Origin of the sequence: Saccharopolyspora sp. NPDC002686 (assembly GCF_040295745.1) — a bacterium.
GTDB lineage: Bacteria > Actinomycetota > Actinomycetes > Mycobacteriales > Pseudonocardiaceae > Saccharopolyspora > Saccharopolyspora oryzae.
The window spans coordinates 1-25,695 of record NZ_JBEOVY010000076.1 but is presented as its reverse complement, the minus strand read 5'-3'; the positions used below and the strand labels follow the sequence as shown (position 1 = coordinate 25,695).

The window sequence follows — 25,695 nt, the reverse complement described above, 5'->3', positions numbered from 1 at the left end:
GCCAATGCCCGGCACGCCGCCGAACCGGTCAGCCGTCGCGCTCGGCGGGATCGCCGTATCCCCCGCCGCCGCCGGATTCGCAGCGCAGCACGTCGCCGCGCCGCACCCGCAGGCTGTTGGCCTTGAGCATCTCGCGGGCGTGCTCGGTGCCGGGGTTGAGCACGACCCGCGGCGCGGTGCCCGGTCGTCCGCCGTCGAGCCCCCACGCCGGGGTGACCGAGCGCTCCCACCACAGCGAGAGGTCCTGGTCGGCCTCCATCACGTACTCGCGCACCACGCCATCGCCGCCGCGCCACCTGCCCGCACCGCCGGAATCCGGCCGGATCCGGTATTCGGTGACCCGCGCCGGGTAGAGCGTTTCGAACACCTCGATCGGCAGGTCGCACAGCGAGCCGTTGACGTTGTTGATCAACGCGGTCTCGCCGTCGCCGCCGCGCCACGCACCCCACCCGCCGACGGTCGCTTCCAGCGTCACGAACGGCTTTCCGGTGCGCGGGTTGTCCCCGGCGAACTGCACGATCATCGAATCGCCGTAGCTGGCGGCGGCCGCCCGGTCGGGCATCGCGGGGGCCAGCGCCTTGACGATCAGGTCGATGAGCATGCCGAGGCTGGAGTAGTAGTACTGGCACGCGGCCGGCTCCCGGGCGCCGAGCATCGAACCGTCGCGGACCTCGACGTCGAGCGGGGCGAAGGATCCGCCGTTGAGGCTGACCGCGGGCGAGATCAGCAGCTTGTAGCCGACGCGGGCCGCGGAGATCGCCTGGGCGCGGCCGCAGTTGACCGGTCCGGTGGTCTGGTCGGCGCAGTCGGTGAGGTCGATCGTCATCCGGTCGCCGTCGACGGTGATCCGCACGGTGACGTGCAGCGGCTCGGCCAGGTCGATCCCGTCGTTGTCGAGGTGTCCGGTGGCTTCGTAGCTGCCGTCCGGGATCGCCGCGACCTGCTGGCGTTCGAGCCGTTCGGTCTGGGCGAAGATCTCCTGCCGGGCCTGGTCGATCGTCGCCGCGTCGTACCTGGCGAACAGCTCGCCCAGCCGCCGCACCCCCATCCGGGCGCAGGCGATCTGGGCCCGCATGTCGCCGAGCGTCACGTCCGGGAACCGGACGTTGGTCGCGATCAGCCGCACGACGTCGCGGCACTCCTCGCCCCCGGCGACGATCCGGGTCGGCCCCATCCGCAGGCCTTCCTGGTAGATGGTGGTCGAATCCATCGAGCCGCCGGGGTCTTTGGAACCCATGTCGATCCAGTGCGCGCGCGACGCGGCGAAGCCGACGAGTTCACCGGCCACGAAGATCGGCGCGTACACGGTGCAGTCGTTGAGGTGGGTGCCGCCGATGTAGGAGTCGTTGAGCACCCACACGTCGCCGGGTTCCCACACCTCCGGACCGAACTCGGCCTCGGTGCGGCGCGAGCACTCCTCCAGGTTGCCGAGGAAGATCGGCAGGCCGGAGGACTGGCCGAGCACGCGGTGCTCGCGGTCCAACAGCGCGACCGCGCAGTCCTTGCCCTCGTAGATCGTCGGCGTGTACGAGGACCGGATCAGGGTCGTGTTCATGTCCTCGGCGGCCTGGATCAGTGCCGAGCGGATGATCTCCGTGGTGACCGGGCTGATGGTCATGCGTCCTCCGTTCCGGGCTGCGCGTCGAGGTCGATGATCAGGAACGCGTTGTCGTCCACCCGCAGTTCCGCGTCCGGCGGGACGACGGTGGTGGCGGTCTCCTCGTGCACGATGGCCGGTCCCGCGAGCCGCGCGCCGACCGGCAACGCGGAGCGCGCGACGATCGTGGTGGGCAGCGCCCGGCCGTCGAACACGACCTCGCGGACGGTGGACTCCAGCGCTTCTCCCGCGGTGGCACCGGTTTCGGTCGGAGCCCGGTCGACCCGGCCGTGCCCGGTGGTGCGGATGGTGACGAACTGGACCGGCGCGCCCGGGGTCGAATGCCCGTAGCGCTTGTGGTGCGCCTCGGCGAAGCGCTGCTGGATGACCTCGACGAAATCGCTGCCGGTCACGTCGTCGGTGTCCAGGATCGGCACGGTCAGCGTGTAGTCCTGGCTCTCGTAGCGCATGTCGATGCCGTGGGTGACGAACCGGTTCTCGTCCCGGATGCCCTGCTCGGTCAATGCCTCGACGGCTTGGCCGCGCAGCGTTTCCAGAGCGGTGGCCAGAGCTCGGGTGTCGAGGCTGTCGTTCGTCGCGAAGAACTGCATGGTGAAGTCGCGGCGGACGTCGCTCTCCAACATGCCCCAGGCCGAGAAGGCGCCGGGGAACCGGGGAACGACCACCTCGGTCACGCCGATCTCCCGGGCGATGAACGCCGCGTGCATCGGCCCGGCACCGCCGAACGCCAGCAGCGCGAACTGCCCGGGTTCGCGGCCGTGCTCGACGGTCAGCGTGCGGATCGCCTGCGCCATCTTGGCGTTGCCCACGTCGCAGATGCCGGAGGCCAGCTCGATCGGGTCCATGCCGAGTTCGTCGGCCAGACCGGCGACGGCGCGCTGCGCGGCGTCCAGGTCGAGGCTCATCCCGCCGCCTGCGAACGAGTTCGGGTCGACCCGGCCGAGCACGCAGTTGGCGTCGGTGACCGTGGCCCGGGTGCCGCCGCGCCCGTAGCAGGCCGGGCCGGGCACGGCGCCCGCCGACTCCGGGCCGACGCGCAGCGCGTTGCCCTCGGCGTAGGCCAGCGATCCGCCGCCCGCGCCGATCGTGTGCAGGTTGACCAGCGGCATCAGCAGCGGGAAGCCTTCGGCCTTGCCGTCCTGGGAGACGTCGGCCTCGTGGTCCATGACCAGCGAGACGTCGAACGAGGTGCCGCCCATGTCGACGCAGATGACGTTCGGCCGGTCCAGCAGCTTGCTGACCGCGACCCCGCCCATCGTGCCGCCGACCGGCCCGGACAGCAGGGTCTGCAGCGGGTGCTGCCGGGCGAAGTCGGCGTTGACCAGACCGCCGGAGGACTGCATCACGTGCACCGGGACGTGCAGGCCCTTGTCGGTGAAGCGCGCTTCGATCTTGTCCAGGTAGCGGTGCACAGACGGCCCGGTGTAGGCCTCCATCACCGCGGTGGAGGTCCGCTCGTACTCGCGCCACTCCGGGGCGACCTCGTGCGAGAGCACGACCAGCACTTCGTCGCCGAGCTCCTCGCGCAGGATCCGGCCGGCCCGCCGCTCGTGCTCGCCGTCGAGGTAGGCGAACAGGAAGCACACCGCCACCGCGTCGAAGCCCTCGGCGCGCACCCGCTTGGCGACCAACCGGATCGCGTCCTCGTCCAGCTCCTCCAGCTCGTTGCCCGCGGCGTCGAACCGGCCGCCGACCTCGGCGATGGCGCTGCGCTCGACCAGCGGCGCGGGCTTGCGGTAGTGCAGGTCGAACAGCCGCGCCCGGTTGCCGCGGGCGATCTGGTAGACGTCACCGATCCCGCGCGTGGTCATGATCAGCACGTTCGCGCCGCGGCGTTCGAGCAGCGCGTTGAGGCCCTGCGTGGTGCCGTGCACGAAGAACTCGATCTCGTCGAACGGGATCTGGAAACCTTCGAGCGCTTCGAACACCCCGCGCGCCAGGTCGTCGGGCGTGGTCAGGACCTTGCCCGCGCGCACCTGCCGGGTGGTCCCGTCGTAGGTGACCACGTCGGTGAACGTGCCGCCGATGTCCATGGCGACCCGGAATGTCATGGGAAATCCTCTCCGCTGGGAAAGATTCGGTCAGTCGAGCGCGCGGCCTTCGGTCTCCTGGATCGGAACCGCGGCCAGCAGGGCGATGATCAGGGCGAGCATGATCGAGCCGACGGTGAGCGAGGCCCCCACACCGCCGTCCATCAGCGCGCCGATGACCGGCACCGAGATGGTGTTGGCCAGCAGGATCGCGGCCGTGGAGAACGAGTAGCCGACGCCGCGCAGCCCGGTCGGCAGGACCTCGCCGGACCAGGTGTTCCAGATGCCCCACGCCCCGAGCGAGAAGAAGGCCAGCACCAGGTTTCCGGTGTACATCTGGGTTTCCCCGGTGGCGAAGCCGAACAGCGCGGCACCCCCGGCCGAGGCGAGCACGAACGTCAGGAAGACCTTCTTGCGGCCGAAGCGCCTGGTCGACCACGCGGCGAGCAGGTAGCCGGGCACCGAGACCAGCTGGGTGACCGCGACGAACCACAGGGCGTCCGAGACGCTGAGTCCCTTGCCCTGCAACAGCACCGGCAGCCAGGTCTGCAATCCCCAGTAGCCCCAGCTGAAGGTGAACGAGACGACGAGCAGCAGCAGGAACCGGCGTCGCACCCCCGCGCCGAACAGGCTCCGGACGTTGCCGGTCTGCCCGCTCTGGTCGACCTCGAACCGCGCGTCCGCGGGCACCGTACCGCCCAGTCGGCGCAGCACCTGCGCGGCCTCGGCGTGCCGCTCCCGCTTGGCCAGCCAGTACGGGGATTCGGGCACCCAGCGCAGGATGGCGAAGGCCCAGAGCCCGGCGAGCGCGGCCACGATCGCCACCGCGCGCCAGCTCACCACGCCGAGCGTCTGGCTGACCCCGATGCACAGCAGCGTGCCGACCGGGAAGCCGATCGACAGGGCGACCGCGCCCTGCCCGCGCCACCTGGTCGGCAGCAGCTCCAGGAAGTACGGGAAGGTCACGGTGTAGACGCCGGCGAAGGCGACCCCGGACAGGAAGCGCAGCGCCAGGAAGGCCCAGAACACCGGGGACAGCGCCGCGAGCAGCGCCAGCGCCGCGTAGAGCAGCAGGCTGTACACCGCGACCTTGCGGCGACCCAGCCGGTCGATGAATCCGCCCCACATCAGCGAGCCCGGCACCATGCCGAAGGCCACGGCCGACAGCGCCCAGCCGAGCTGCGCGTCGCTGACGCCGAACTCCGCGCTGATGCCGTCGGAGACGTAGACCAGGCCGACCTGCTCCCACGCCTCGACGACGAAGGCCATGAACAGCACCGAACCGGCGACGATCTGGGCCCGGCTGATGGGCATCTCGTCGAATACCTGGCCGACGGATCTGAGCGCGGTGGACCGACCGACGCCGGCCCGTCCCGAATCTGCGGAAGTCATCACGCCTCCGTACATCAAAACGTTTTGATGATTTGCCACATCGAACGCTCGCGGCCGATCGGTGTCAAGAGCGGAGACCGAATTCGTCCGGCGGCGCCGGGAGCGCACCGCCGCGCACCGGTGCGGGATACTGGGCGAACCGAGCGGGCGAGGCGAAGGGGGCGAACCGCCGTTGGAGAGCAGGACGGCCAGACGCGCCACGATTCGCGACGTCGCCGAACGCGCCCAGGTGTCGATCAGCACCGTCTCGCACGCGTTCTCCGGCAGCAGGCCGATCTCCGAGGCCACCCGGGAACGCATCTTCCGCGCGGCCACCGAACTCGGCTACGACCCGAACCCCAGCGCCCGGTCGCTGCGCACCGGGCGCTCCGGCATCATCGGCCTGATCCTGCGCCCCCGCTTCGCCCTCACCGGAACCCCGGACCGCGCCGAGACGTTCAACCGGCTGGTGGGCTCGGTCGCCACCGAGATGCTGCGCCGCAAGGTCGGGCTGATCCACGTGCCCGACCTGCACGATCCGTCGGTGGCCAGCGTGCCGATGGACGGCTGCATCGTCGCCCACCCCTACGGCGCCGACGAGGTGCTGACCGAGCTGCTCCGCCGCGACGTCCCGGTGATCACCATCGAGGAGGATCCGGAACGGCCCGAGTTCACCTGGGCGGTCCGGCTGGACTACACCGCGGTCGTCTCCAGGCTGCTGGACCACCTCCGCGAGCAGGGCGCACGTGACATCGCGCTGCTGACCGGAACCGAGGAGAACGCCTGGAACCGGCGTACCCGGGAGACCTACCTCGACTGGTCCCGGCAGCACGACCGCACCGCGCGCACCGACCTGCTCAGCGAAGGACTCGACGTCGACGACGCGGAGGCGATGATCCGCTCGGTCCTGGACAGCCCCGAGCGCCCCGATGCGGTGGTGGTCGCGACCAGCGACTTCGCCGCGCTCGCCGCGAAAGTCGCCGCGCAGCGGGGAATTCGCGTGCCGGAGGACCTGATGATCGCCGCGCTGACCGATTCCGAGCACTCGCGAGCCGCCACCCCGCCGATCACCGCGATGGACCTCAACCACGAAGGACTCGCCGAGCAAGCGGTAGAACTCATGCTGGCCAGGCTCGCCGGGGCCGAAACCCCCGCCGAACCCCTCGTCCTCTCCCCCAACCTGCGCCTGCGCGGATCGACCCGGCGCCGCTGACGCTCACACGCGGGCCCGATCGCTGATCGTGACGCCGAGACCAGGGCGCCGCGAGATGTGCATGGGCCACCGGAGATCTCCAGTGTTCGTGACCGTCGGGACGGCGGGATTCGAACCCACGACCCCTTGCCCCAAGACCACGAGCCGGCCATGCCACGCAGACGTCCACTGCGACTGCGTGGCATGGACACGGCTCCGGGCGCATACCGCCGCATTCGTCGGGCTCGTGGCGTCACGCCGAGGACCAGTCGCCGTAGCGACCCGTTCCAACTCTCCTGCAACGCCAACTGCTGTCGTCGCGCTGCGACTCTTTCCGATGACCGACCAGCACACCACGCAGTCAACCCGAAGGTCCGCCAGCGCGGGACCTCAAATGCCGATCACATCGAGCTCCCCGCCCGAATTCCGGTCGGCGCCGGCGCCTGGTCGACGGATCAACGGACGGAGCGCAAGGTCTCCTCATCGGGTTCGATGAAGACGCTCCCGCCGGGGAGGACCACGGTCGGAACTTTGCGGACGTTGCCGTTCGCGGCGAGGGCCTCGGCCCACCGCCCGGGATCCTGGTCGAGGTCGATCCACTCGTAGGCGCGCTTCATGTCGTCGAGGACGCGCAGTGCGAGCTGGGTGTCGGGGCAGTCCGAGCGACCATAGACGCGAATGGGGCTCTGGTAGGTTTGTGTCGTCATATCTGGCTCTCCTGTTGTTGTGCGGTGTTCGGATCGCTGTGCATCGGGTGGGTCCGCGACGCTCACTGGCCGCCCCAGTCGGTCTGATGTGCTGGGGGCCGTTCGGGACCTGACGGCGGCGGATCAGCGGTGGGTACCGAGCGTTTCGAGGGCGTCTGCCAACCGGTCTAGGGCGCCTGAGATCCACGGCAGGGACGCGGGATCGTCGCTGCGCAGTGCTGTCCAGCGCTGGCCGGTGGTCCTCCCGTAGAGGAGGCTCGTCGCTACCCGGAAGCGCAGGCTCTCCGGTGCGTCACCGAAGTGCTCGCCAGCGAGCACGCCGATGCCGTGTTCGTCGAGGAGGTGATCGGCGAGCGCGACTCCCGTCTCTATGCCGCAGGCCACCAGCGCGGGGCGCAGGGCTTCGAGGTCGGGATACAGGTAGAAGGCGGCCTGCGGCTCCCGACAGGCGACACCCGCCTTCGTGAACACGGCATGAGTCGCGCGGGCCACCGCCGCGTGCAACCGCCGGCTTGCGGCGATGTGCTCGGTGACAGCGGGTGGTGCGGCATAGATGTGGGCGGCCGCCGCCTGCATGGGACCGGCGAGGCAGGACCACAGCTCGCTGCCGATTCCGGCGATCCGATCAGCGATGCGCTGTCCGGCCGGTCCTGGCGGTGTGCGCAGGTAACCGACGCGCCAGCCGCCGAGCGACATGGTCTTGCTCAGGCCGCCGGTGACGATCGTTCGGTCCGGTGCCAGCGTCGCCGGGGTGTGCACCGCGGTGGGGTCGTAGGCGAGGTCGCGGTAGATCTCGTCGCTGATGATGGTCAGGTCGTGCCGGTCGGCGAGCTCGCAGGTCCGGCGGATCAACTCGGCGCTCGGCACGGTTCCGGTGGGGTTGTCCGGGAGGGTGAGGATCAGGATCCGCGGATCGGCGCTGTCGGTGCGGGCAGCGGCGAGCGCGGGCTCGAGCAGGTCGGGATCGGGGACACCGCCTGCGGCGGCCGGGATCGGCACTGGGATTGCGCGTTTGCCGGTCAGCCGGATCTGCGCCGCATAGGTGACCCATGACGGGGCAGCCACCACAACGTCGCCGGTCAGCGCGGCGAGTGCGGCGTACAGCAGTGGTTTGCTGCCCGGGGCGAGCAGGATCTGGTCGGCGTCGGTGGGCAGACCGCCGTGCGAGAGATAGCCGGCGACGGATTCGCGAGCCCGGACTGTCCCGGCGATGGGTGTGTAGGAGTTCTCACCGACTCCCTCCGCCAGCGCGGCGGCTGCTTCGGGGAGTACGGGCAGACCGGCTTCGCCGAAGCCGAGGTGGATGATGTCCTCGCCCGCCGCTCGACGCGCGTTGATCGCGTCGTTGAGGGCGAGGGTCGCTGAGCGCGAAACCACGGGTTCTCCTGGAATCCAAGGGAAAATGCGGGTGTGAGGTTCGACCGGCGGCTGTGCCCGATTCGCCGGGGCGCCGGATCAGCTCTCGGCTACGGGAAGGTCGTACAACCGGCGCACGCTCGTGCCCAGCTTGCTGATGTCGGCGCCGTAGACGTGGATCGAGATCACCGTCGAATCCTCGGCGTTGCGCACCAGGTGGATGTCGCCGGGCGGGGCGAAGCCGCATGCGGTTCCGGTTCCGTTGATGACGTCGGCGGTCGGGACGAGACGGGCGGTGGTGCCCTCCCCGCGCAGTTCGTATCGGCGCTCGGTCTCCGCGCCCTCGTAGACGCCGGTGACGCACCAGGCGACGTGATCGTGGATAGGGGTCTGCTGTCCGGGTTGCCAGACCAGTGCTACGACGGAGAAGCTGCCGTCCGGCTCGGCGTGCACGATGTGCTGCCGGTACCGCTCCGGGTCGCCCGCGCGGTACTCGGCCGGTAGCAGATTCGGCCGTGCCAGGAAGGGTTCGAGCCGTCCGGCCACGAGTTGCGCCGACTCAGCAGGTGGCCGCTCGAGACACACGACATCACGCACCGCGGAGATGAGTTCGGCGAGAAGTGGCGTGCGATGCCTGGTAGGGGCGGAAGTCATTCGGGCTCCGATCAACAGGTGCGATGGACGTGACGAGGAGGCTGCGCCGAGGCCGGCGAGAAGCGTCAGTCGAGGCCGTCGAGCAGGTCGGTGATCAGGTCGTCGACGTTCTCGATCCCCACCGAGATCCGGACGAGATCGCCGGGCACCTCGAGCGGGGTGCCTGCAGCGGAGGCATGCGTCATCCGCGCCGGGTGCTCGATCAGCGACTCGACACCGCCCAGGGATTCGGCGAGCGTGAAGATCCGCGTCTTGTTGCAGACGTCGAGTGCGGCCTGCTCACCACCGGCCAGCCGGAAGGAGATCATGCCGCCGAACCGCCGCATCTGCTTGCGGGCGAGGTCGTGGCCTTCGTGGTCGGGCAGGCCCGGATAGCGGACCTCGTGCACGGCGGGGTGCGTGTCGAGCGCCGCGGCGATCCGTTCGGCGTTGTCGCAGTGGCGGTCCATCCGCACGCCCAGGGTCTTCACGCCGCGGAGGGTCAGCCACGAGTCGAAGGGCCCGGCGATGGCCCCGGCGGCGAACTGGTGGAAGTGAATTCGCTCGGCCAGCTCGGCGTCCTGGACGATCACGGCGCCGCCCACCACGTCGGAGTGGCCTCCGATGTACTTGGTGGTGGAGTGCACGACGATGTCCGCGCCGAGGGTGAGCGGCTGCTGCAGGTACGGCGAGGCGAAGGTGTTGTCCACGGCGACGAGCGCGTTCGCGTCCGCGGCAATGCCCGCCAGACCGGCGATGTCGGTGATGCCCAGCAGCGGGTTCGTTGGTGTCTCGCACCAGATCAGCCGGGTTTCCGGCCGGATAGCCGCGCGGACGGCGCCGAGATCGCCCAGCGGCACCGGGGTCGTGGTCAGGCCCCAGCGGGCGAGCACCCGGGTGAACAGGCGGAGCGTTCCGCCGTAAGCATCGTCCGGGATGATCACATGTTCTCCCGGCGCGCACACCGCGCGGACCACGGCGTCCTCGGCGGCCAGCCCACTGGCGAACGCACTGGCATGCGTACCGTTCTCCAGCGCTGCAAGGCATTCCTCGAGCGCGGAACGCGTCGGGTTGGCCGCCCGGCTGTATTCATAACCGCCGCGCAGCTCCCCCACGCCGTCCTGTTCGTAGGTCGAGGTCTGGTAGATCGGCGGAACCACGGCACCGGTGCCCGAGTCCGGGGCCTGTCCCGCGTGGATCGCAAGGGTTTCGAACCCGTGCAGCTGTGTCATGGGCATGAGCCTGCCGGGCAACAACCCATGCGGTCCACTTCGAGATTCTTACCGCCATAGCGGCTATCGCTTATGTCTCGGGAAACGCACGAGCGGTGTTCCAGCGTTCACCCATCCCCGTGCATCTCATCGGCGGCTTGCTGCAACGCCTCCAGCATCAGCCGGGTGACCGGGACGTTCTGGTGACCGGACAGCGTGTATGCCGCAACGGTCCGGGAGTCCGCAGGAATCACCGGCCGGCTGACGATCTTCGGGTGACGGATGAACGACTGCACCATGCTGGGCATCACCGCGATGCCCAGCCCGGCGGCCACCAGGCTCTGCACCGCGAGGTTGTCGTCGGTGGTGAAATCGATGTCGGGTTCGAAACCGACCGCCGCACAGGACTGGACGAAGTGGCTCCGGCAGCGCACGCAACCGGAGATCCAGCGTTCCTCGGCGAGTTGGACCAGCTCGACCGATCGGCGTCGGGCCAGCGGATGTCCACGCGGCAGCAGGACGATCAGCGGATCGTCGAGAAGCTCGAGCGTGAACAGGTCGTCCGATTCGGACTGCTCGCCCGTGGCCTCGTAGCTGAAGGCCAGGGCGATGTCGCAGTCCCCGCGCCGCACGGTGTCGACCGACGCCGGTGGCTCGCCCTCCAGCAACTCGATTCGGATTCCAGGGTGCTGAGCCTTGATCGAGGCCACGGCCGGCGGGATCAGCGTCGCGCTCGCGCTGGGGAACGCGCAGATCCGGATCCGGCCGGCCTTCAAGCGGGTGATGGCGGTCATCTGGTTCTGCGCCGAAGAGATCGATCCGAGGATGCCTGCCGCGTGGCGTGCGAGAACCTCGCCAGCCTCGGTGAGCCGAAGCCCCCGGCCCGCCCGCACGAACAGCGGCGTGCCCACCGAGCGCTCAAGTCCCTTCATCTGCTGGCTGATCGCCGGCTGCGTGTAACCGAGATTCCTCGCCGCCGCGGCGAACGAGCCCGCGCGCACGACCTCGTCGAACGCCCGGACATGCCTCAAGTCGAACATCTCCGAACAATAAGCATTTCTTTGAGAGGTGTAAATAAGTCATGTCTGGACTTCGATCGGGATCCTGCGCCATCGTTGCCCAACCCACTCGTACCGACAGCCGGCGCCGATCTCTCCCGCCGCTGCATCTCTTTCGCCACATACCGGTCAGGAGCGGCACGCGCTCCCTGAGACACAAGGCGACTCGATGAATCCTTCTCGCAGACCGACCTCTCGCATGGCCCTGGCCACGCTCGTCACCGCACTCACCCTGATCGTGCCCGCATGCACGTCCGGCAATGCGGGTGTCACCACCTCCAACGGCGTCAATCTGGTCAAGGCGGGCCAGCTCACCACGTGCACCCACCTGCCCTACCCGCCGTTCCAGTTCGAAAAGGACAACGAGGTCGTCGGGTTCGACGTGTCGATGATCGATCTCGTCGCTGCGCAGCTCGGCGTCCAGCAGGTCATCGTCGACAAGCCCTTCGAGACCATCAAGACCGGCGCCGACCTCAACGCAGGGGTGTGCGACATCGCGGCGACCGGCATGACGATCAGCGAAGCGCGCAAGAAGAACCTGGACTTCTCGGATCCCTACTTCAACGCCACGCAAGCGCTGCTGGTCCGCAAAGGTGTCGCGGCAACCTCGATCGAGGACGTCAAGGCCCACCACCTCAAGGTGGGTTCGCAGTCCTCCACCACCGGCGAGGAGTACGCGCACAGCCACGACGTGGATTCGCAGTCCTTCGAAAGCTCCGACGCCGAGCTGAACGCCCTGCGCACCGGCCAGGTCGACGCGGTGATCCAGGACTACCCGGTGGTGCAGCACTGGCTCAAGGACCCGGCGAATGCCGAGAAGTTCCAGCTCGCGGCCAACCTGGAAACCGGCGAACGTTACGGCTTCGCCGTGAAGAAGGACGGGAACCCGCAACTGCTGCAGATGATCAACAAGGCGATCGAGCAGGCGAAGCAGGACGGGACCTACGAGAAGCTCTACGAGCAGTGGGTCGGGCCCATGCCGACCGGAACGGAGGGTCCATGAGCACCCAGGCCCCGGAAGTGGCCCCCGAGTCACCGCAACCTCCGTCTGGCGGGCATCGCTGGCGGTCACCACGCCGCAAGCGGCTGCTGATCCGCAACGCGCAGTACGCAGCATTCGCCGTGGTCCTGGTCCTCGTCGGTGTCCTCGCGGACTGGGAACGGCTTGGTCAGCAGTTCCTGGAACCTTCCATAGCGCTGCAACTCTTCCCGGACCTGATCACGGTTGCCCTGCTCAACACGATCACCTACACGGTCAGCGGATTCGCCGTAGGCCTCGTGCTGGGTCTGCTGATCGCGTTGATGCGGCTGTCCTCGGTCGGACCGTACCGATGGGTCGCAATGGCCTACATCGAACTGTTCCGCGGATTGCCCGCCTTGCTCATCTTCATCTTCGTCGGGGTCGGCGTCCCCCTGGCCTTCCCGGGCCTCACCTTCCCCGGTGGGTCATACGGTCAGGTCGCCTGCGCCCTCGGACTGGTATCCGCCGCGTACATGGCGGAAACCATCCGCGCCGGCATCCAAGCCGTCCCACGTGGACAGCTGGAAGCCTCCCGCACCCTGGGCATGTCGCACGGCATGGCGATGCGGACGATCGTGCTGCCGCAGGCATTCCGGATCATCGTACCGCCGCTGACGAACGAACTGGTCCTGCTGTTCAAGGACTCCTCGCTCGTGCTCTTCCTCGGCGTCACGTTGGAACAGCGGGAACTCACCAAGTTCGGGCGCGACCTGGCCAGCCAGCAGGCGAACACGACACCGATCTTCGTGGCAGGCCTGTGCTATCTGCTGATCACCATCCCGCTCGGTTACGTGGTGCGCCGCCTCGAAGCCCGGCACGCGACGGCCAGGTGACGCCGATGTCCTCCGTGACCAAGCCAGCAGGACCGACCCGGATGACCAGCACCGGAAGGGGCGCCGGCATGACCGCCGCGATCGAGATTCAGCGTCTGCACAAATCCTTCGGCTCCCTGGACGTGTTGCGCGGCATTGACTTCAGCATCGCGCCCGGCGAGGTGGTGTGCGTCATCGGGCCCTCCGGTTCAGGCAAGTCCACACTGCTGCGCTGCGCCAACCTGCTGGAGCAGCCGAGCAGCGGGCGGGTGCTCGTCGGCGGCGTCGACATCACCGATCCCGACGTGGACATCGACCGGGTGCGCCGCCGGATCGGCATGGTGTACCAGCAGTTCAACCTCTTCCCGCACCTTAAAGTGCTGAAGAACCTGACCATCGCCCAGCGCAAGGTGCTCAAGCGCGGGGAGGCCGAATCGGTTCGCATCGCTCGGGAGAACCTGGCCCGGGTCGGCCTGGCGGACAAGGAACTCAGCTATCCGGCGCAACTGTCCGGCGGCCAGCAACAGCGAGTCGCCATCGCCAGGGCGCTCGCCATGGGGCCAGAGCTGATGTTGTTCGACGAGCCGACCAGCGCACTCGACCCCGAGCTCGTCGGCGAGGTGCTGCGGGTGATGCGCGGCCTCGCCGATGAAGGGATGACGATGATGGTCGTGACGCACGAAATGGGCTTCGCCCGCGATGTCGCCGACCGCGTCGTCTTCATGGACGGCGGCGTCGTCGTCGAGGAGGGCCGACCGCACGAGGTTCTGGGCAGTCCTCGGCACGAACGGACCAGGTCCTTCTTGTCCAGGGTTATCCACGCGGAGAAGGTGAACACCGCGACGGAAGACACCGCCTAGGATTCAATGCCCGCCGTCCAAGATCTTTGCAGGTTGCTCTTCCGGCGAGTCGGGTTCCAGTCGTGTGCCCGAGCACCACCCAGTCGTGGGGCTTCACTGCTTGAAAATGCGGTCCACGAACACTGAAACTAGTTGGTACCAACACGATGCGATCAGGGAAAGGGCAGGATGGTTGCACTGGCGAGTTATCCACGGTATCCGTTGGGGCACTTCCCGACGCCTCTGGAGCCATTGACACGGCTGACTGACCGGCTGCGCGACACGTATCGCAGCGTTCCGTCGCTGTGGATCAAGCGGGACGACTGCACGGGGCTGGCCACCGGCGGCAACAAGACGCGGAAGTTGGAGTTCCTGGTGGGCGAGGCGCTTCAGCAGGGCGCCGACACGCTCATCACCCAGGGAGCCATCCAGTCGAACCACGCGCGGCAGACCGCGGCCGCGGCGGCCCTGGCGGGAATGCACTGCGGCCTGTTGCTGGAGTGCCGGCAGGAAAGCGACGAGGACTACGAGCGATCAGGCAACGTGCTGCTCGACGAAATCCTCGGGGCCCAGATCGTGGACCGCCTTCCGGCTGGCACTGATATGCAGGCTGCGATGGAAGAACTGGCGGAGCGACTGCGGGCCGAGGGTCGGCGCCCGTTCGTCATTCCTGTCGGCGGGTCCAACCCGACCGGGGCGCTTGGCTACGTCGCCTGCGCTGAGGAGCTCGACGCGGCCCCGATCCCGATCGACTGGGTGGTGCACGCCACGGGCAGCGCCGGCACCCAGGCAGGGTTGGTCGCCGGTCTCGGACTGCTTCGCCACGACGCCAAGGTACTGGGTGTCTGCGTTTCGCGGAACGAAGATGTGCAGCGCTCCTTGGTGCATCAGCTCGCGCAGGACACTGCCGCGAAGTTCAGTGCGGACATCCATCTCCCCCAAGACGCCGTGCTGGTCGACGATCGGTGGGTGGGCGGCGGCTACGGAGTGCCGACGGATGGGATGGTGGAGGCGGTCCGGTTGCTGGCCACCACCGAGGGCATCCTGCTGGACCCGGTGTACTCCGGAAAGGCATTCGCAGGGTTGCTCGGCAACATCGAGGAGGGGCGGTTCAGCCCGGAGGACAACGTCGTTTTCCTCCACACCGGGGGCAGCGTCGGCCTCTTCGCGTACCGTTCGACGTTCTCGCCGTCGACGCCCTGATCGTGCTTCCGCGACGAAATCGATGTAGCCCCTCGTGCTCCAGATCTTGCTCCCCACTCGCGTCCAGCAGTCCATCGCGGAACTGGAACAAGATCGTTCCATTCCGATATTTTCCGAGGCAAGAAGGCGAACTATCGCAATTCACCGCAGTGGAGCTGAGGCCCCGACGTCCCCACGATTGGCGCACCACACGGCACCATCGAGCTGTGGCCAGCCTCCGGCGCGGGGCCCGAGCACCACCGGCAACGTGCGCGGCGCGTGCACGTGGACGCTGCGCCGGAAGGTCAGCTCGGCGGGTTCGGCCACGACGCGCAGTTGCGGGAAGCGGTTGAACAGCGCGGGGAGCGCGATCTCCCCCTCCAGGCAGACCAAGGCGGCACCGATCTAGCGCGCAGCAGCGGGGGGGTGCTTCCGAACCCCGGTGGGAGTCGACGGCCCGAGCGACGTCCTCGCCCAGCAAATCGCTGTTGATGGCGAAAACCGCCGCACCCATGCCCGCCGCGGTGATGACCAGCGCGCGGGTCGGCGACGTTGCCCACCGCCCAGACCCCCCGGGATGCTGGTGCACCCCGTGCAGCAACTACCGGGTACTGCTGCAACCCCACCAGGCAACGGCGGTGGAGGCGCCGTTCTCGCGGGACGACAGCGGGCCGATCCAGATCGACCTGGGCGGTCTCGGCCCGGCCGACGTGGACCGACTGGTAGTCGAGTGGCCGTCCACGACGTTGAAGAACTTCGTTCTCGTCGACACGCCCGGAATCGGGTCCGTGGCGTCGGAGGTGTCCGACCGGGCCAACCGCTTCCTGGTGCCCGACGACGGTCGCGCGACACCCGCGGACGCAGTGCTCTACCTGATGCGGCACCGGCACCGCGACGACATGCGGCTGCTGGAAGCGTTCCACGACGACGAGGTCGTCCAACCGACCCCGGTCAATGCCGTGGATGTGCTCTCCCGCGCGGACGAGATCGGCGGCGGCAAGACCGACTCGATGGACACTGCGGCGAAGATCGCGGCCTCCTACCGGCAAGACCCGGCGCTGCGCCGGGTGTGCCAGACGGTCCTTCCCATCGCCGGTCTGCTCGCATTGACCGGCCGCACTCTCCGGGAAGACGAGTACGCCGAGGTGAGCCAGATCGCAGGAGCCGACCAGCAGGAGCTCGCGGCCGCGCTGGCGTCCGTCGACCGGTTCGCGGCATGGGAGGGAGTCGAGGACGTCGACGCCGACCGGCGGCGTCGACTGCTGGACCGGTTCGGGCTGTTCGGGCTGCGGCTCGGCGTCGAGCTGATCCGCGCCGGCCGGTGTGCGAACTCGGCCCAGCTGGCCGCCCACCTCATCGAGCAGTCCGGCCTTCGGCAGCTGGTAACCGCGCTGGGCACGCAATTCGCGGCCCGATCCGACGTGCTCAAGGCCCGGTCGGCGCTGATGGCGTTGGGGACCGTGCTGCCGCAGTTGCCCGACGTGAAGCGATTGCAGGGCGAGGTCGAACCAATCTGGGCGGGGGCGCACGAGATCGCCGAACCACGGCTGCTCAACTCGCTGCGCCTCGATCCGGCGGGCCTGGCGGCAGAGGAGATCGAGGAGGCGGAACAGCTGCTAGGCGGCGCGGGAACCGCGCCGACGGCAAGGCTCGGACTCGAACCGGACGCAGACGACGCGGAGATCACCCAGGCCGCGAGGTCGGCGCTCGACCGGTGGCGGAAGCGTGCGGAAAGCCCGCTGAGCCTGCGCCCGACCGTGCACGCGGCCCAGGTCCTGACCCGCTCCTCCGAGGCACTGCTGGCCGCCGGATCCGACGGCTGAGGCAAGCCACGATTCGGTGCGGCGCAGCACGTGCAGCACGGCGTGCTCGCTGGATCCGGCGAGCACGCCGATTCACGTCGACCCGGCCCGGTCAGCAGTCGATGCCTGTCCGAAGTGGAAGGCCTCGTGTGAGTCGCAGCGAAGCTTGACCAGGAGCAGCCTGGGTAGTTCTCGCCGTAGTACGCACTACGCGCCGCTCGGCTCCAGACCCGGCTCGCCGAGCCGACAACCACTGCATCGAATGCGCTCCAGGCCGGCCAACGCACACCTCCGCGTCTCGCCGTCCTAGGTTGGCCGCGTAGCCCGTGCCCGCTGAACGACGACAAATGTGGCCTCATCGACCAACAGTGCATGAGTAAGTACCGGATGCCCCGGGAGCAGGCCGGAATCCGCCCCCGGTTTCTACGCACCGCCACCCGGTGGCTCGGCATCGCCAGCACCAACGGTCAGATCGGCAGGAAGATGAAGGTCCACGCCGCGAGCGGCGCAAGAAGCACCACCAGCCCCGCGTACACCAGCATTCGCTTGTAGAAGGCTTCGCGGTGGTCTGCATCGACGTTGGCGAGGACCAGGGCGCCGTTGGTCGAGAACGGGCTGACGTCGACGACGGTAGCGGAGATGGAGAGCGCGGCGGCGGCGCCGATCACGCCGAGTTCACCGGAGGCCATCAGCGGCGCTGCGATTGCGACTGCGACACCAATGGTGCCGATCGACGATGCGAGCGCGGACACGATGCCTGACAGGTAGCACAGCAGCAGGATGGCCAACACCGGAGTCCCGAGTCCGGTGATCGCGTTGCTGGCGAACTCCACGGTGCCCGCGGTCTCGAGAACGTTGATGTAGGTGAGGACTCCGCCGACGAGCACCACCGTGCCCCAACTGACTTCGGTCAGCGATGCCTTCGCGTCAGCCGGGTTGACGATGGCGAGCACGGCCGCGACCGTCATCGAGATGACACCGATGTCGACGCCGAATGCGGCAGTGCCGACGACCATGGCGACCAGACCGGCCAAGGTCAGGAGCTGGTAGGGCGAGAGAGTTCCCGACCGCTGGCCGCTGGTTTCAACGGCCGGCTCCGGCGCGAGCGCGGTCTGCCCCTGGCGGCCGCGGCGCTTCCCCGAACCGGCGGGATCGGTCTGCGGCGGGCCGTCAACGATCTCGTCGTGGCTCGGCTCAACGATCGCGGCACTGCGGCCCAGGAGGCCTCGGCCACCCATGGTGAAGTACACGAGCAGCGCGATGCCGGTGTTGAACGCAAACGCCGCGTGCTCGATAACGCGACCGTGCGCTCGCCCCTGATCGACCTCTCCCCCGAGGCCGAAGCGGAGATCGTCCAGGCGCTGCGCAGCGCGAAGCTCATCTGAGCGGACCCGCGGGCCGGGTGTGCCGTTGCACATCCGGCCCTTGCCGGCCACCCGGTCGGTCCGGTGACAATGCCGTCCCGAGCAACCCCGCGACAACGCCGCGCGGGGGTGAGGAACCACCATGTCCGACGCAGCACCCGCCCGGTTGAACAACGGGCCCACCGATACCTCCGGTTCCGCACCGGCCGGCCGTGGACGCCGGGCACTGCGGATGCTGGCCCTGATGGGGCCGGCCTTCATCGTCGGCGCCTGGCAGTTCGGGCCCGGCAACCTCACCTCGGCGGTGCAGGCCGGGAGCCGCTTCGGTTATTCCCTGATCTGGGTCATCGCCGTCTCCACCCTGCTGATGCTCATCTACACCGACATGAGCATCCGGATCGCGCTCGTCTCGAAGGGCTCCATCGTCCAGACGATCAAGCAGCGCCTCGGCCGCTGGGTCGGCGGGCTCGCCGGGTTCGGTGTCTTCGCGATCACGCTGATGTTCTCCGTCGGCAACGCCGTCGGCTCGGGACTGGGCCTGTCGCTGGTGTTCGGCGGCTCGCCGATGTGGTGGACGCTGGCCTGCACGGCCGTTGTGGTCGGGATCCTCTTCGCGCGGCGGCTCTACACCATCATCGAGAAGCTCGTCCTGGTCATCGTCGCGATCATGGCGGCATCGTTCGTCGCCACCGCGATCGTCACCCGGCCCGACTGGGGCGCCGCGGCCGTCGGATCCGTGGTCCCGATCGTGCCCGCAGGAGTCGGGCTGCTGATCGTCGCGCTGGTGGGCACCAACTTCTCGGTCAACGCCGCGTTCTACGCCGGTTACGCCTCGCGCGAGCGCGGACTGCGCCGGGAGCAGTACCGCGAGACCACCCTCGCCGACACCATCCCCGGCATCGTCGCGCCCGGAGTGATGACCGCGCTGGTCATCATGGCCGCCGCCGCGGTCCTTCCGGGAGTCGGCGGCGAGGACGGCGCCACGCTCAAGCAGTTCTCGACCGTGCTCACCCCGATCGCCGGTGAGGTCGGGCGGACCATCTTCTCGCTCGGCTTTACCGGCGCCGCACTCTCGGCGATGATCGCCAACGCCACCGCCGGGGGCACGCTGCTCTCCGACGGCCTCGGATTCGGCAACAAGCTCGCATCATGGCGGGTCCGCGCCGGAATCCTCGGCGTGCTCGGCTTCGGCGCCCTGGTCACCGTGCTGGCACGGGGCGCGTCACCGGTCCAGCTGATCATTGCCGCCCAGGCGTTGACGGTCGTCGTCGCTCCCGTCCTGGCGGTGCTGCTCGTCGTCCTGGCCAACCGGCGCGGCCTGATGGGCGACCTCCGCAACAGGTGGTGGCACAACGTCCTGGCCGCCATCGGGCTCCTCGCCATCGGCGCCGTCTGCTACCAGCTGGCCGTCACCAGCTTCTAAGCAGCGAGCGACCCGTCGGTTATCAGCCACATGCGCCTGATAACCGACGGGTCTGCCCAGGGTCTTGCTGTCAGCGTGCCAACCAAGCCCGAGCCATAACTTCGGCACCGCGGCAAGCCGCTACCCGCAAACACGCCGACAATTCCCACCAGTCAACGCCCCGCACACCTACCCCACAAGACAACACGGCCTGCTATGATTTTGGTGTGGTTTCCCCAAACACGGGAAGTTGCGCGCATTTGGGAGTTCAAGTCTCGGACTCGGACTCGGACACTCTCTTGCCCCACGATTTTCAACTCAGCCGCTGGCACTCCTTACTTCCGGTAGCGGGGTTTTCTTCTGGCACTCGACGCTGGAGTCCGTCTCGAGCGCGGAGGGTATCTGGCCGGGTGAGGCCATCGGCTCGGGAGCTGGACAGCTTGGTATCGGCCTGAGGGCCCAGCCCGCGTGGCCGCACGCGATCTCCAGCCCTGCTCGGCGAAGATGCTCACCAACGTCGTTGCCCACATCCTCCCCAGGTGGTTCCCCACCGTGCTGACTGAGCAGGCCAGGTAAAGCATCGCGAAGCTGATCCTCGCGGCCGCGGTAGCGCAGCGATGTAACCATGCCGGCAGCGATAATCGGCACGACCATGCACCCATTGCGCGTCCATCCGACGGTCGCACTCCCCGCACACCACCAGATCAGCCAACTCGTACGTGCGAGCCTCGCCGTCCTTGGTCGCCCGGACCGCACGGATCCGTTGCACCGCAAGGAACGTGGACTCATCGACCAACGCCGGATGCGACCGCCGCTCGGACACTTCCCACTCCCGCACCGCAGTCCGACGCACTACCCCTGAGCCTCGGCCACCCGTCCGGCCTCCGGCGCCGTGGCCCTGGGTGGAGTGCCGGTTCCAAACCTGCCGGTCGGTGTACCGTGGATTCTCCAAAATCAGCCCGATAGTGCGGGCGATCCACCCCTTACCCGGGCGATGTGTGTTCCGAGCCTGGTCCACATCGGCCGGGCACGGCAATCCACGCGCATTGAGCTCCCGCGCCAACGAAGCCACCGACCGACCACGCGCCCGCTCGGCGAACATCCACCGCACCCACGCCGCCGTGTCCGGATCCGGCTCCAACCCCTGCACCCGCCGCCCCCACTGCGCACATCGAGCGCGGCATTGGCTGCGTGCTGGGTACTGGGGCCGCCGCCGCTGATCGCTTGCACGGTGCGCAGCCGCAGATCCCGTTCATAGGCATCATGGCGGTTCCACTTCGGACGAACCGGAACTCACTCGCTGCCTTCGGCTGGTTTGCTCGTGTACATCTCGATGAACGCGAGCAAACCAGCGATGGCGGCGCAGACGTAGGTCGGCACGGCGAGCACGTTCTCGAGTGCGACGAGTATCGCGCCGTCTCCGATGACGACGCCTGCCAGCTGTCCGAACGTGAGGATGAAGCCGCCGGCGAGGAAAGCGATGACGGAGATCCGGAAGAGACGATTGATCATCGTGCCGAGCGTGCGGGTGCGCTGCACTGGGACCACCTCGAGTGCGTCTAGCCGGGAATGGGGATGTAGCCGAGCGCCATGAAGACGCCGACGAACAGGACGGGGATCGTGTAGTAGAGGATCAACGGACGGAACGTCTTTCCGGGGTCGATGCCCGCGATGCCCGCCGCGACGTAGATCGGCGGCGCGCCGGGCGGAGAGGCACCCTCGGTCGAGGCGAAGACCAGCACGCATGCGGCCGCGATCGTCGGCGACACTCCGGCGCTGACGAGCGTGGCGAAGGCGACCGGCCCGATTGCGGCCATCGTCGCCGTCGAGGTCAGTGGCGCGGCCACGAGCATGACGAGGATCCCGACCAGCGCCACGACGATGATTTTGGGCAGGCTGGCGACGTGTCCGAGCAGCTCGGTCAGCTCGGCGGGCAGGTTCAGCGAGCCCAGCACGTTGGAGGCGGCGAAGGCGGCGACCATGGTGACACCGACGACGCCGACCCGGTTCGAAGTCTCGCCGAGCAGGGACCACCAGTCGCGGGCCCGGCGCGGAAGCGCCTTTCGCCCGATGAGGAGCCCGGCGACGAGCACGCACACCGGCAGCCAGGTGATCAGGCTGATGGCGTCGGCACCGTCCTCGCCGACCCGCTCCGTGACGAACCGGCCGGTCGGTCCGATGGTCGCGAGCACGGGAACGACGATGCCGGCGAAGATCAGCAGCGATGACCAGCCGTTGGCGAGAGTGTGCCGCAGAGGCTGGATGTCTTCGGAGGCCATCGGCTGGATGTCGTGTTTCCGGATCAGGATCGTCACGACGATCAGCCGGTACACCAGGCACCAGGCGCCGACGGCGAACAGCGGCATGACCAGGTCGTCGGCGGACAGCAGCGGGGTGACGGTCGCCGAGGTCGTCAGGATGAAGAAGGAGCTGCTGAGCGGGAAGGTGATGCCCATGCCCGCGTTTCCGGCGACGATGGTAGCGGCGACCGGACCCGACACTTTCGACCGCTGCATCCACGGGATCGTCACGGAACCGACCGTGGCCGTGATGGCCGAACCCGCGTGCGCGACGGTGCCGAAGAGACCGGACGCCAGGGTCGAGACGTAGGCGGAGCCGCCACGGAAGCGGCCGAAAACGGAACTCAGAATCCCGATCAAGCGGTCCATGACACCGGAGATCGACAGCAGGTAGCTCATGACGACGAAGGCCAGCGTCGCGAAGGTGACCTCTTCCTGTAAGGCCTCCACCAGACCGTGCCATGCGATCTGAACCGCATCGGTTCCGCCGAACGCCGCACAGGCGAGGAAACCGGCGATCATCGATTCGCCGATGTTCCGCTTGAAGCCCGCGTTGAAGACGATGATCACGCCGATGAACGCGACGAGCGCCCAGATCCCGGTCATGACGGATCCTCGCAGGGGTGAGCGGACGAAGAGTCCGGCAGCAGGAGCATGCGATGCCTTTCTTTCGACGGTGAAAGAAATCTGTGCGGATTCGGTGATCAGTGGGGCGTGACAGCGGGTTTCGCCGTGCCCGCGCGGATCGTGCGCCGGGTCTCGGCTTCGCGTTCGGTGACTTCGCGGGCCGCGACGGCGATCTCGGGCGCCTGGGATTTCGGTACCACCGCGACGCCGTCGTTGTCGGCCACGATGACATCGCCGGGCTGGACGACCACTCCCCCGACGGCGACCGGCTCGCCGATCCGGCACGGCCCGTACTTGAACGGACCCGCGGGACTCAATCCCCGTGCCCACACGGGGAAACCGATCTCGGCGAGCACGTCGACATCACGTACCGCACCATCGACGACCGCGCCCACGATGCCCTTGGCGAGGCTTCGCTCGGCCAGCAGTTCGCCCAGCACCGCGCGCGAGGTGTCGGCTTCTCCGTTGACGACCAGGAAGTCGCCCGGCCGCGCTTGTTCGAGCGCCTCGTGCAGCCCGCGGTTGTCACCGGCGCGGACCCACACGGTCAGTGCGCGCCCGACGACGGTGGGGGCGGGGAAGACCGGCCTGATCGCGGTGGGCAGCAGACCGAGGCGCCCCATCGCGTCACCGGTGGCGGCAGCGGACTGGCCGGCGAGGACGTCGAGGATCTCGTCCGGGACCTGGTCGGTGACCTCGTGCGCACGCTGCTCGTGCAGCAGGGCCGAGGCAGTGGTGATGACCGGGTCGATGCCGAGCTGCTGCAACTGCTCGGCCGCGTCGCGGAGTTCGTGGCCGCGCCGCGAGGCGTGTTTGATCGTGCCGTCGTAGAGCCGGTCGATGATCGCGTCGCCCAGGACCAGTTCGGCTCGCATCTGCTTCTTGACCCACTCGCGAGCGCCGGCGGCGTCCGCGGCATCGAGCGCCTCGCTGATGACGGCGGCCAGGCCCTTCATGAAGACGCTGCGGAGCAGTTTGCGGTTCGACGCGTCTCCTGGCTCGTCACCGCCGATCTCCACGGGCGCGCCGAGGGTCTCGAAGAGCCGGGCCGTGGCGGCGCGGCCGGTCCCGCTGATCACGACCGGGGTCGCGGAGCGGTGCACGGGAACCGGTCCGACGACGGCGACGTCGGCGAACACGGCGCCCGCTGCGATCACCGGGGAAGCGATCGCGCGTTTCGTCGCCGCGGAGGCGACGTTGAGGTCGGCGAACACCGCGCCTGCCGTGAGGTGGGCGGCGGCTTCAGCTGCCACCTTTTCCGCGGCACGGGCGCCGGTGACGCTCAGCACGAACTCGGCCCCCTCGACCGCCTCGGCGATCGAGGGCGATCTGCGGACGCCCTCTGGCGTGCTGGGCGCGAAAGGATCGTAGCCGCGGATGGTGTGACCAGCCGCGACGAGCCCTTCGGCGTAGAGCGAGCCGGCCTCGCCGAGTCCGAGAATGGTGATGAGCACGACGACGTGAACCTTTCGAAGAACTGAACCGGACCACGCTATGTTCCATTGTATGAAACTTTGGTCCATAAGATGAGCGGTACTCTGCATCGTGCCGACTCGGCCTGTCAAGGGCGGCCGGCTCGGCGGGCTCGGATAAGGTGGGCGGGTGCAGGAGATCCGGGGCGCGAAGGATTCGGAGAAGGCCGCGGCGCCGGCGTCGTCGGCCATGCGGTCGCTGGATCGCGCCCTCGATGTGCTCGAGCTGCTGGAAATGGCCGCCCGGCCACTGCGCCTGACTGACATAGCGCGTGAGCTGAACCTGCCGAAGGCGACCACGCAGCGCATCCTCGGCACTCTGGAGGCGCATGGCCGCGTCGAGCGGATCGACGGTGGCTTCGCCACGGGTATCGCGTCGCTGCTGGGTGCCCACGCCTACGTGAAGTCGAATCGTCTGATCCTCGCCGGGCGTCCCGTTCTGCGTGATCTGGCCGAGGAAACCGGCTACACGGCTTCGCTGTACGTGCGGGTCGGGTATGACCGCGCGGTCGTCGCCCGCGTCGAAGGCCGGGTTCCGCAGAGGTACCAGCTGCCGATCGGTGAGCGGTTGCCGTTGCATCAGGGCGCGGGGAAGGTCTTGGTCGCCGGAATGTCGCCGGACGAGGTCGACGCGCTGTGGGCCACGCTCGACGAGCCGCGGTACGCCTCGGGGGCGGTCATCGACCGCGCCGGGTTCGAGCGCGATCTCGACGCGATCCGGGCGAAGGGCTTTCACTACGCGAGCGGTGAGCGGCTGATCGGCATGGCGTCCATCGCCGCCCCGATCCGGGATCGTGACGGTGGTTGTCTCGCCGCCGTGCAGATCAACGGCACCGATGCGGACCTCGCGGGCAGTGCGGACGAGCTGAGCCTCGCGGTCCGGCGAGCCGCCGACTCCATCGGCCGCCACCTGCGCTGATTCGCCTACTCGACCCGGCGCTCACCGTGGCCGGGACGGGATCAGGATGTCTTCCGCACTTGACTTGCCTTCTGCCGTGACTCACGATGAGCCCGCTGTATGAAAGTACGTTCCGCACAATGGAACAAGCGAGATGGGCTCGACAATGGCGTTCGATAACACCCTTGCCAGGGGGTCGGCCTCCGGGGTGCATCCGCCGATCCGGGAGGGCTGGCTCGAGCTCACCCAGGAGCCGCTCGCGGTTCCCGGGGTACGGCTGGTCGACGCCCATCACCACCTGTGGGATCGCCAGGGAAGCCGCTACTTGCTCGAAGAATTCTTGCGCGACCTCGATACCGTTCCCGCCGTCGCGGCCACCGTCTACGTCCAGTGCCGGTCCCGGTACCTGACCGACGGGCCCGAGGAGCTCAAGTCGGCCGGAGAGGTGCGGTTCGCGCGGGCGAGCGCCGAAGCGGCGCGGGAAAGCCGTCCGGGAGGGCCGGAAGTCTGCCGCGCGATAGTGGCAGGCGCCGAACTGACGCTGGGCGCGAACCTCGGCCGAGTACTCGACGTACTGGCCGACGAGGCCGGCGGGCGGTTGCGCGGCGTGCGGAACCAAACTGCGTGGCACGCGGACCCGCGCGTCGTCAGCTCACCGCGGCCGGCCCAGCCGGACCAGCTGCTCGACCCGCGATTCCACGACGGCGCACGGCTGCTCGGCCGGCGCGGCCTGACGCTCGATGTCTGGGCATACCACACCCAGCTCGATCAGGTGGACACGATCAAGGGCGTCGACAAGC

22 protein-coding genes and 1 pseudogene are annotated in these 25,695 nt (G+C 68.5%); 9 read left to right on the top strand and 14 right to left on the bottom strand.

Annotated features, from left to right (window positions below; genetic code table 11):
* Positions 1–28: 28 nt before the first annotated feature.
* The 3 genes from ABTZ89_RS13000 to ABTZ89_RS12990 are packed head-to-tail and all read right to left on the bottom strand — an operon-like array spanning position 29 to position 5,040.
* Entirely contained in the window at positions 29–1,618 is a 1,590-nt protein-coding gene (locus tag ABTZ89_RS13000) for a hydantoinase B/oxoprolinase family protein (RefSeq protein ID WP_270948671.1), read from the bottom strand.
* The gene (locus ABTZ89_RS12995) at positions 1,615–3,669 is read right to left on the bottom strand and encodes a hydantoinase/oxoprolinase family protein (RefSeq protein WP_351043781.1); all 2,055 of its coding nucleotides are present in this window, start codon (positions 3,667–3,669) and stop codon (positions 1,615–1,617) included. The genes ABTZ89_RS13000 and ABTZ89_RS12995 overlap by 4 nt, the downstream gene beginning before the upstream one ends.
* 30 nt (positions 3,670–3,699) lie before the next feature.
* Positions 3,700–5,040 (bottom strand): MFS transporter, encoded by a 1,341-nt coding sequence (locus tag ABTZ89_RS12990; protein WP_351043778.1) that lies wholly within the window; start codon positions 5,038–5,040, stop codon positions 3,700–3,702.
* A 172-nt stretch (positions 5,041–5,212) separates the two neighbouring features.
* Between ABTZ89_RS12990 and ABTZ89_RS12985 the strand changes: the two genes are divergently transcribed.
* Positions 5,213–6,232, top strand: coding sequence for a LacI family DNA-binding transcriptional regulator (locus ABTZ89_RS12985; protein WP_270948668.1), 1,020 nt, complete (start codon positions 5,213–5,215; stop codon positions 6,230–6,232).
* A gap of 434 nt (positions 6,233–6,666) precedes the next feature.
* Here ABTZ89_RS12985 and ABTZ89_RS12980 read toward each other — a convergent pair whose 3' ends face one another.
* The 5 genes from ABTZ89_RS12980 to ABTZ89_RS12960 all read right to left on the bottom strand — a co-directional run bounded on the left by ABTZ89_RS12980 (position 6,667) and on the right by ABTZ89_RS12960 (position 11,158).
* Positions 6,667–6,918 (bottom strand): glutaredoxin family protein, encoded by a 252-nt coding sequence (locus ABTZ89_RS12980; protein WP_351043775.1) that lies wholly within the window; start codon positions 6,916–6,918, stop codon positions 6,667–6,669.
* 123 nt (positions 6,919–7,041) lie between these two features.
* Positions 7,042–8,295: a pyridoxal phosphate-dependent aminotransferase gene (locus ABTZ89_RS12975; RefSeq protein ID WP_351043772.1), complete on the bottom strand. Its 1,254-nt coding sequence runs from the start codon at positions 8,293–8,295 to the stop codon at positions 7,042–7,044.
* 78 nt (positions 8,296–8,373) lie between these two features.
* Positions 8,374–8,928: a cysteine dioxygenase family protein gene (locus tag ABTZ89_RS12970; protein ID WP_351043769.1), complete on the bottom strand. Its 555-nt coding sequence runs from the start codon at positions 8,926–8,928 to the stop codon at positions 8,374–8,376.
* 65 nt (positions 8,929–8,993) lie between these two features.
* A complete protein-coding gene (locus ABTZ89_RS12965; protein WP_502949543.1) occupies positions 8,994–10,145 on the bottom strand; it encodes a cystathionine gamma-synthase in 1,152 nt (383 codons plus the stop codon).
* A 101-nt stretch (positions 10,146–10,246) separates the two neighbouring features.
* On the bottom strand, positions 10,247–11,158 hold the full coding sequence (locus ABTZ89_RS12960) for a LysR family transcriptional regulator (protein WP_351043763.1): 912 nt from the start codon (positions 11,156–11,158) through the stop codon (positions 10,247–10,249).
* Positions 11,159–11,375: 217 nt separating this feature from the next.
* On the opposite strand from ABTZ89_RS12960, the gene ABTZ89_RS12955 reads away from it, so the two are divergent.
* The 4 genes from ABTZ89_RS12955 (at position 11,376) to cuyA (ending at position 15,051) form a co-directional block, all read left to right on the top strand.
* Complete coding sequence (locus tag ABTZ89_RS12955) at positions 11,376–12,179, top strand: ABC transporter substrate-binding protein (protein WP_351043760.1); 804 nt, start codon at positions 11,376–11,378, stop codon at positions 12,177–12,179.
* On the top strand, positions 12,176–13,030 hold the full coding sequence (locus tag ABTZ89_RS12950) for an amino acid ABC transporter permease (protein WP_351043757.1): 855 nt from the start codon (positions 12,176–12,178) through the stop codon (positions 13,028–13,030). Before ABTZ89_RS12955 ends, ABTZ89_RS12950 begins: the two co-directional genes overlap by 4 nt.
* 68 nt (positions 13,031–13,098) lie before the next feature.
* Entirely contained in the window at positions 13,099–13,869 is a 771-nt protein-coding gene (locus tag ABTZ89_RS12945) for an amino acid ABC transporter ATP-binding protein (protein ID WP_351043755.1), read from the top strand.
* Between the two features lie 168 nt (positions 13,870–14,037).
* Positions 14,038–15,051, top strand: coding sequence for a D-cysteate sulfo-lyase (gene cuyA, locus ABTZ89_RS12940; protein WP_351043753.1), 1,014 nt, complete (start codon positions 14,038–14,040; stop codon positions 15,049–15,051).
* Between the two features lie 141 nt (positions 15,052–15,192).
* Here the strand turns inward: cuyA and ABTZ89_RS12935 are convergent, their stop codons facing one another.
* A complete protein-coding gene (locus ABTZ89_RS12935) occupies positions 15,193–15,423 on the bottom strand; it encodes a hypothetical protein (RefSeq protein ID WP_351043750.1) in 231 nt (76 codons plus the stop codon).
* Positions 15,424–15,518: 95 nt separating this feature from the next.
* On the opposite strand from ABTZ89_RS12935, the gene ABTZ89_RS12930 reads away from it, so the two are divergent.
* Positions 15,519–16,853, top strand: a complete 1,335-nt coding sequence (locus ABTZ89_RS12930; RefSeq protein ID WP_351043747.1) for a P-loop NTPase family protein — start codon at positions 15,519–15,521, stop codon at positions 16,851–16,853.
* 446 nt (positions 16,854–17,299) lie between these two features.
* Here the strand turns inward: ABTZ89_RS12930 and ABTZ89_RS12925 are convergent, their stop codons facing one another.
* A complete protein-coding gene (locus tag ABTZ89_RS12925) occupies positions 17,300–18,268 on the bottom strand; it encodes an SLC13 family permease (RefSeq protein ID WP_351043744.1) in 969 nt (322 codons plus the stop codon).
* Between the two features lie 70 nt (positions 18,269–18,338).
* Here ABTZ89_RS12925 and ABTZ89_RS12920 point away from each other — a divergent pair, with 70 nt between their 5' ends.
* Complete coding sequence (locus ABTZ89_RS12920; protein ID WP_351043741.1) at positions 18,339–19,619, top strand: Nramp family divalent metal transporter; 1,281 nt, start codon at positions 18,339–18,341, stop codon at positions 19,617–19,619.
* A gap of 487 nt (positions 19,620–20,106) precedes the next feature.
* Here ABTZ89_RS12920 and ABTZ89_RS12915 read toward each other — a convergent pair whose 3' ends face one another.
* The 4 genes from ABTZ89_RS12915 to ABTZ89_RS12900 all read right to left on the bottom strand — a co-directional run bounded on the left by ABTZ89_RS12915 (position 20,107) and on the right by ABTZ89_RS12900 (position 24,069).
* Complete coding sequence (locus tag ABTZ89_RS12915; RefSeq protein WP_351043738.1) at positions 20,107–20,748, bottom strand: recombinase family protein; 642 nt, start codon at positions 20,746–20,748, stop codon at positions 20,107–20,109.
* Positions 20,749–20,891: 143 nt separating this feature from the next.
* Positions 20,892–21,137: a hypothetical protein gene (locus ABTZ89_RS12910; protein WP_351043736.1), complete on the bottom strand. Its 246-nt coding sequence runs from the start codon at positions 21,135–21,137 to the stop codon at positions 20,892–20,894.
* 20 nt (positions 21,138–21,157) lie between these two features.
* A complete protein-coding gene (locus tag ABTZ89_RS12905) occupies positions 21,158–22,420 on the bottom strand; it encodes a TRAP transporter large permease subunit (RefSeq protein ID WP_351043733.1) in 1,263 nt (420 codons plus the stop codon).
* A 182-nt stretch (positions 22,421–22,602) separates the two neighbouring features.
* Positions 22,603–24,069, bottom strand: a complete 1,467-nt coding sequence (locus ABTZ89_RS12900; RefSeq protein ID WP_351043730.1) for an RraA family protein — start codon at positions 24,067–24,069, stop codon at positions 22,603–22,605.
* A 58-nt stretch (positions 24,070–24,127) separates the two neighbouring features.
* Between ABTZ89_RS12900 and ABTZ89_RS12895 the strand changes: the two genes are divergently transcribed.
* Both ABTZ89_RS12895 and ABTZ89_RS12890 read left to right on the top strand, forming a co-directional pair.
* Complete coding sequence (locus tag ABTZ89_RS12895) at positions 24,128–24,916, top strand: IclR family transcriptional regulator (protein WP_270950980.1); 789 nt, start codon at positions 24,128–24,130, stop codon at positions 24,914–24,916.
* 145 nt (positions 24,917–25,061) lie between these two features.
* Positions 25,062–25,695, top strand: a pseudogene (locus ABTZ89_RS12890) (hypothetical protein); the annotation flags it as partial.

Bases quoted from the DNA above. Each gene is read 5' to 3' on its own strand.
- ABTZ89_RS12960 (WP_351043763.1), bottom strand. From the start codon at position 11,158: ATGTTCGACTTGAGGCATGTCCGGGCGTTCGACGAGGTCGTGCGCGCG.
- ABTZ89_RS12980 (WP_351043775.1), bottom strand. From the start codon at position 6,918: ATGACGACACAAACCTACCAGAGCCCCATTCGCGTCTATGGTCGCTCG.
- cuyA (WP_351043753.1), top strand. From the start codon at position 14,038: ATGGTTGCACTGGCGAGTTATCCACGGTATCCGTTGGGGCACTTCCCG.
- ABTZ89_RS12900 (WP_351043730.1), bottom strand. From the start codon at position 24,069: ATGCAGAGTACCGCTCATCTTATGGACCAAAGTTTCATACAATGGAAC.
- ABTZ89_RS12950 (WP_351043757.1), top strand. From the start codon at position 12,176: ATGAGCACCCAGGCCCCGGAAGTGGCCCCCGAGTCACCGCAACCTCCG.
- ABTZ89_RS12905 (WP_351043733.1), bottom strand. From the start codon at position 22,420: ATGATCGCCGGTTTCCTCGCCTGTGCGGCGTTCGGCGGAACCGATGCG.
- ABTZ89_RS12945 (WP_351043755.1), top strand. From the start codon at position 13,099: ATGACCGCCGCGATCGAGATTCAGCGTCTGCACAAATCCTTCGGCTCC.
- ABTZ89_RS12965 (WP_502949543.1), bottom strand. From the start codon at position 10,145: ATGCCCATGACACAGCTGCACGGGTTCGAAACCCTTGCGATCCACGCG.
- ABTZ89_RS12920 (WP_351043741.1), top strand. From the start codon at position 18,339: ATGTCCGACGCAGCACCCGCCCGGTTGAACAACGGGCCCACCGATACC.
- ABTZ89_RS12955 (WP_351043760.1), top strand. From the start codon at position 11,376: ATGGCCCTGGCCACGCTCGTCACCGCACTCACCCTGATCGTGCCCGCA.
- ABTZ89_RS12995 (WP_351043781.1), bottom strand. From the start codon at position 3,669: ATGACATTCCGGGTCGCCATGGACATCGGCGGCACGTTCACCGACGTG.
- ABTZ89_RS13000 (WP_270948671.1), bottom strand. From the start codon at position 1,618: ATGACCATCAGCCCGGTCACCACGGAGATCATCCGCTCGGCACTGATC.
- ABTZ89_RS12970 (WP_351043769.1), bottom strand. From the start codon at position 8,928: ATGACTTCCGCCCCTACCAGGCATCGCACGCCACTTCTCGCCGAACTC.
- ABTZ89_RS12990 (WP_351043778.1), bottom strand. From the start codon at position 5,040: ATGACTTCCGCAGATTCGGGACGGGCCGGCGTCGGTCGGTCCACCGCG.